This is a genomic window from Myxosarcina sp. GI1(2024) (assembly GCF_053543375.1).
Map to the genome: position 1 here is coordinate 540,574 of NZ_JBKGTY010000003.1, position 6,328 is coordinate 546,901.

Annotated in this window: 3 protein-coding genes; all 3 read right to left on the reverse strand. The window is 44.9% G+C overall.

The window, feature by feature from the left end:
* Positions 1–4: 4 nt before the first annotated feature.
* Positions 5–871 (reverse strand): SDR family NAD(P)-dependent oxidoreductase, encoded by an 867-nt coding sequence (locus ACLFKQ_RS16180; RefSeq protein ID WP_449001051.1) that lies wholly within the window; start codon positions 869–871, stop codon positions 5–7.
* A 59-nt stretch (positions 872–930) separates the two neighbouring features.
* Positions 931–2,811, reverse strand: a complete 1,881-nt coding sequence (locus ACLFKQ_RS16185) for a TubC N-terminal docking domain-related protein (protein ID WP_449000805.1) — start codon at positions 2,809–2,811, stop codon at positions 931–933.
* A 49-nt stretch (positions 2,812–2,860) separates the two neighbouring features.
* Positions 2,861–6,328 (reverse strand): type I polyketide synthase (locus ACLFKQ_RS16190; protein ID WP_449000806.1); only part of this gene is annotated, 3,468 nt, incomplete at its 5' end.

The window sequence follows — 6,328 nt, forward strand, 5'->3', positions numbered from 1 at the left end:
AAATTTAGCCAACCAAACTCGATTGTTTAAGATTTTCTTTACTGTTATCTAAACTTTTTATCCGCCTTTGATTGCGCTTAGTCACACCAAGCCACCGATTAACCAAATCTCCCAGTCGAGGGTAAAATTGTTCGACTGCCAATAACAGCTTTGACAAAATTTCTGAGAGCAATCCGCCATTTACGATGATTTCAGCCTTGTTTTTCTCGATCGCCTTGACTACTGCTTTAGCTACATCTATCGCTCTAGAGTTTCCTGCTAATTTCGGTGCGGCTACACCAGTATCGGCAAGCAATCCGTAGTCGGAAATGTATCCGGGACAAATAGAAGTAATCTCCACTCCGGTATCGGCTAATTCTTGTCGGAGGGCATCGCTCCACATCAGCAAACCTGCTTTACTAGCAGAATAAGCACTGTCGTAAGGATGTCCTTTTTTACTGGCGAGAGAGGCAATATTGACAATGTGACCGCTACGCCTATGTAACATATTTGGCAACACGAAACGAGTTAACTCCATCGCAGCAAGTAAGTTAACTGACATTATCAACTGAAGCTCGGCAAGGGAATAATCTGGAAAGGCTTTATAAATTTCCATGCCAGCATTGTTAATTAAGATGTCAACCGAACCGAAAAGTTTTTCAATTTCTTTTATTAGCTTTGGTAGTTGTTCTACCTGACTAAGATCGAAAGGAATACCTATGGCTTTACCACCCATAGCTTTAATTTCCGCACAAACTCGATCGAGTCCTGCTTGAGAACGGGAGATGCCAATTACAGTTGCTCCTTTTTGGGCTAGTTCGCGAACGATAAATACGCCAATTCCTCGGGAGGCACCCGTTAGAAGTACTGTCTTACCTGCTATAGTTGTCACGTCGCTTTGCTCCGAATTCAAAATTAATATCTTCTGTGCTAAGGTGTCATACTGCGTCCCTACAACTTGGTAACTGCTAATTGTCTTTCGGTAAGAGAAGCGAAATGCTTGCCACCTAGTTCGATTTGTCCCCTTTCTACGCCAGTTTTGATTCTCTCAACTAAATACTCCCAGTTAGAGGCGATGATGTTCGTGCCATGATCTGGCTCGATCGAACAAGCTAAAGCAATATCGTTACCATAGCGCTCGACCAAATTACGCACTCCTAAGAAGTTAAAGACTCCCGATTCATAAGTTCCACAGGGAACGGAAGGATTAGAAACTCCAGTGTAGTATTCGTTTTCCGACTTAAACCAGTTCTTAGATGGGTATCCGTGAAAATGAACCATGGGCGCGCCATTTTCAATTAGCTTCGGTAGATATAAAGCAGTTGCCAGAGCAATAGCAACCATGACATAAATATCGTAAGAAGGTTTGATATCCATAGTTCCTGGCTCAACTCCTTGCGGAAATTGCAGCAATAACTTATTTTTCAAACCAATTCTGAGAATGTCACATTCAAGATCTAAGTCTGTTTTACACGAACCGGAGCGAGAACTCACTAGCCAGATATCTGGTATCTGCTTGAATGCATATTTGGTTCCCAATCTTGTTTTGAGATATCTTCTACCATGTTGATTCTGTCGTACTTCATTGCTGCTGTATCCCGATACAGGAGATAAATTTTCCCATTCCTTCTCTGATATTTCAGGTGCTCCAATGTATTTTGGGGGCTCGGCATAGGCAACAAAACCATAAGAAACACCCGTCCTGCCATTCGCCATCCAGTCAACAATATCTCTATGGGATTTTCTTTTAATCACATTACCGATTTTAAAACCAGAAGGGAGTAGACCTGTCGAAGCCAATTGCCGACCCAATCTTACCAATTGGACTGCATAGCTCGATTGCTGAGGATCGTATTCTCCCACTTCAAATCTGCTCATCGGTAATGGAAGTATCGGCACATAAATTTTGGGAATCAGAGAATTCAAGACAAATTTATCTATTTTCTCAACAGGAAATTTTGAATCTGAAAGATTCATATTTAGGATGGAAATATCAGTATTGGAAACTCCGATAACAATCTCAGAAAATGTTCTGACCAAAGTGTTGACACCAATTGGGATCTTATCCTGATATGAAAGTTTCGGGCTGACAAACTCCTCATCTAGTTCTGTAAGTACGATCGTCTGGGTGTTGGTGGGATTTTCAATGTTTCTGAGATTATCTTCAGCCCAACTAATAAACTGAGCAATTTTCCAGACGGATATTTTTCGATTTCTCAAAACAAATTGTGAGTATATTCCATATAGCATTTCTGCTATGTGGAGCTTTACTTTACCTATCCAAGAAGGATGTCTTTCGACATCAATTACTGCAGTGATATCAGACTTAACTACTCTGGTGTTAATTCTTTTCTTCCATTTGGTAAGTGGTAGGTTAATCTCATAGCTGAACTCTTTGGTAGCTCGCTCCCAGGGTTCAATCCGAACTCCATAGTTTTCTAGTTTGTCTTTTAATTCTTCTCTAAATTTCAGAATTGTTTTATTTGTGTATCCACTGGGCAAAGGTCTAAAAGCAATCTTGAGCTTTTTAGCCATTGCTATTGGCTCAATAACCGGTGGCTTGAAGTTTACTGTGGAGCAAGCGTCAAGTCCTCCAATTAAGTAACCAATTGTCTGCAAACTCAAATCTAGACCATTAGGTGGAGAACTATCCCTTGCAGTACGATCGGTGTCCCGCAACAATGCTAGAATCTCCGTTTTGCGTTCGGCTAACTCTGTGCGTAGTGCTGGGGTAAGTATTCCCTTTGGAGAATGAATCTTTAGTTTTCCGCGATCGCTCCACAAGTGAACGCCCTGTTGGGTAAGGTTTTCTAAAAGCTCGGTTACCTTCATAGTTCGACAATCTCCCTAGTTCTGCAATTGAGAAACAGTAGTATAGTATTTAAATCTCAATGATTTCTGATTCGCTAGCTTCAAATTCTTCGGCTAAGTGTTGTGAAAGCAACTCAATAGTAGGATAGTGAAGCAGCAGAAGAGGAGACATCTCAATCCCTAGAAATTGCCTGCCAGCACTGCTAATACTTATTGCTAGCAATGAATCCATGCCGTAGCTATCAAAAGGTGCTCTGATATCTATGTCCTCAGGTTTAAATCCTAACTCCTTGGCAACTTGGCAGACCAACCAATCTTGAATGTAGGTAATTAAAATTGCCTCACGCTCTTTTCTGGTGGTAGCCTCTTCTAAGCACTGTAACAGCTCAGCTCGCTTTGCTAAGCTCTGCTCTTCTTGCTTCAAAGATTGCGTCTCATCGACTAACTCAGAAAGCAACGGTAATCGTATGTCAGTGGGAAATTGTCGTTCAAACATCGACCAATCGACTGACAACACGCCAACTTGAGCGTTAGTTTGCCCTAGTAAGTGCTCTAGCACCTGTAATCCCTGCTCTGGCGCGATCGCATTTAGTCCTCGAGAGATCATGCGGTTCTGGTGACTGCTGGCTAAACTAGCCGCCATTCCAGCATCATCCCATGGTCCCCAGTTAATGCTTAATCCCGGCAGTCCCAGTGAGCGGCGATAATGGGCTAGAGTATCCATAAAACTATTCGCTGCGGCGTAATTACCTTGCCCTGGCGATCCCAGCAAAGCAGCAGCAGAAGAAAACATTATAAAAAAGTCCAATGGTAACTGCTGAGTTAAGATGTGCAAATTCCAAGTACCCTCAACCTTTGAAGCCATAACCAGCTTAAAGCGAGACCAATTTTGCTGCAACAAAATGCCATCGTCAAGAATACCAGCAGCGTGAACGATGCCTTTGATCGGAGCCATTGATGCCTGAATCTCTTCGAGAACTTTGATTAACTCTCCTCGGTTAGTCACATCACCGCGAGCCACTAGGACCTTCGCTCCTACCTGCTCCAGATTAGTAATGACCTGCCGTGCCTGCAAAGAAGCTTCACGACGCCCGATAAGCACCAAGTGCCTCGCGCCCCGCTCCACCATCCACCGAGCTATCTTAAGTCCCAAAGCCCCCAATCCACCAGTAATTAGATAAGTACTGTCTGAGCGTAACGATAATGTTTGGACTTCTGAGGGTTGGCTCCGCACTAGGCGTGCCACATAGCGTCGTCCATCTCGAAAACTAAGATGGTCTTCTCCTTGGGAATCCTCAATCTCTTCCAACAGCTTTGCCGCCTCATCATCGGTCATCTCAGGAGCTAAATCCACCATCCCTCCCCAAAATTCCGAATGTTCTAGAGCGATCGCTTTACCTAGTCCCCACAGAGGAGCTTGAGCTACTGCCGGCAGAGACTGACTGACTGGTAATGCCCCCCTGGTCACTAACCACAATTGAGGTGAGGTCGAACACTTGTGCTTGACCAAGACTCGTACTAGGTGTAATAAGCTAGCACAACAGAGGCTCTGAGCCCATTCTAAAGAAGAGGCGGTCAGCACGTCTGGCGGAGCTGCTTCTAAACTCCACAGGTGGATAACACCCCTTAAGAGCATCTCACTGGTTGCCCAATCTTCTTGTAACAAACGCTCGAAATCGTCAGGACTAGCTGGGTTGAGAATCCAACTTCCGGTTTCTTTAGCTTGATAGCCATGCCCGGCATAAATTAGAATACAGCTATGTCCCCGAGCTCGTAATAGGTCGGCTAGGTTTTGTCCTAAACCATCAGGGTCAGCCAAAATCAACCAAATGCCCGGTTCGGAAGCTTGGGTTCTCTTTAAAGAAGTCTTGGGAATTCTGGGCTTAGATTGCCACTCTAGCTGGTAAAGCCAATCTTCAATCGAGGCTGTCGTTAGCTGTTGTTGGTGCTGTTCGACTAATAATTCCAGCAGCTTAGGCAGTAGTTTTACTTCATCTTCTGACAGTTGTCCTACAGTCTCTAAATGTCGAGCAAGTTTTTGACTATCTCCTTGTTGAAGGAGATTGATAATTGGGGTCTGAACTTTTTGTGAAGATAAAGTCCCTGCTGTTTGATGCCTATTTTTAGATTCCTCTACCCAATAACGCTGTCGCTGAAATGGATAATTTGGCAATACTACCTTGCTACGAAAATAATCTGCATCGAACCCAGACCAATCTACTTTGACTCCCCGCACATATAATTCCCCCAAACTATGAAGCATTTGTTGCCAATCATCCCGTCCCGGACGCAGACTGGGTAACCATAGGGCTTCTTCTTTTGGTAGGCACTGTTGCCCCATAGATAATAAAATTGGCTTGGGTCCAATTTCGAGGAAGACTTGGTAACCTTCTTGGTGCAAAGTCTCCATACTGCGGGCAAACTGCACCGGTTGTCTGACATGATTTACCCAGTAGCTTGCTCTGGTCAGACGCTCGTCTTCTCTAATTCCCGTTACATTTGAGAGCAATGGAATCCGAGGTTGCTGGTAGGTTACTCGATTGGCTAGGGCTGCGAACTCCGCTAACATTGGTTCCATCAGTGGAGAGTGGAAGCCATGGGATACTTGTAGTTGTTTGGTCTTGATGCCTGCTGCTTCTAACTTGTCCCTCAGCGTCTCAATCGCTGCTGCCGCACCGGAAATTACTACGCTTTGAGGTCCGTTAACTGCGGCGATGGCTACTTTATCTTGGTAGGGGGGTATCAGTGGCTCGATTTGGGCTTCTGAGGCCATCACTGCTAGCATCATCCCCCCAGAGGGTAATTGTTGCATCAATCTTCCCCGATGGGCGATTAGTGTTAAGCCCTCTTCTAAACTAAACACTCCTGCGACTGTGGCGGCGACATATTCTCCGACACTGTGACCCATGACTACATCGGCTTCAATCCCCCAAGATTGCCATAACTGGTAGAGGGCATATTCGAGGGCAAATAGGGCGGGTTGGGTGTAGGCGGTTTGGTCTAATCGGGAATTGTCGCTGTTGGAGTAGAGTATTTCTAGTAGGGAGACATCGAGATAGGGACGCAGAATTTCCTCGCAGCGCTCGAGACTGGCTCGAAAGGTGGGTTGGGTCTCGTAGAGTTGTCTTCCCATACCTACGTATTGCGACCCCTGTCCGCTAAACATCAAGGCGAGCTTGGGCTGAGTCGTTCCTGAAATTTGTCCGGTAGAGATGCCTGAACTTGAGGGCTCATCGACATAGCTGGCTAATTTTTGCCCCATTTCTAAAGTAGAGGGAGCTACCACACTCAGTCGATGTTTGAAGTGGGAACGCCCGATATTGGCACTGAAGCAAATATTGCTGAGGGCTAATTCCGGGTAAGTTGCGAGATACTGTTGATAGGATGTGACTAATTCAGCTAGTGCCCCTTTGGTTTTGGCTGAAAGCGATAACAATTGTACGGGGCGTTCGAATTCAGCTTGCTTTAACTTTGGTTGTGGTGCTTCTTCTAAAACTACATGGGCGTTGGTACCGCTAAACCCAAAAGAACTGACTCC

Coding starts and splice junctions, on each gene's coding strand:
- ACLFKQ_RS16185 (WP_449000805.1), bottom strand. CDS start 2,811: ATGAAGGTAACCGAGCTTTTAGAAAACCTTACCCAACAGGGCGTTCAC.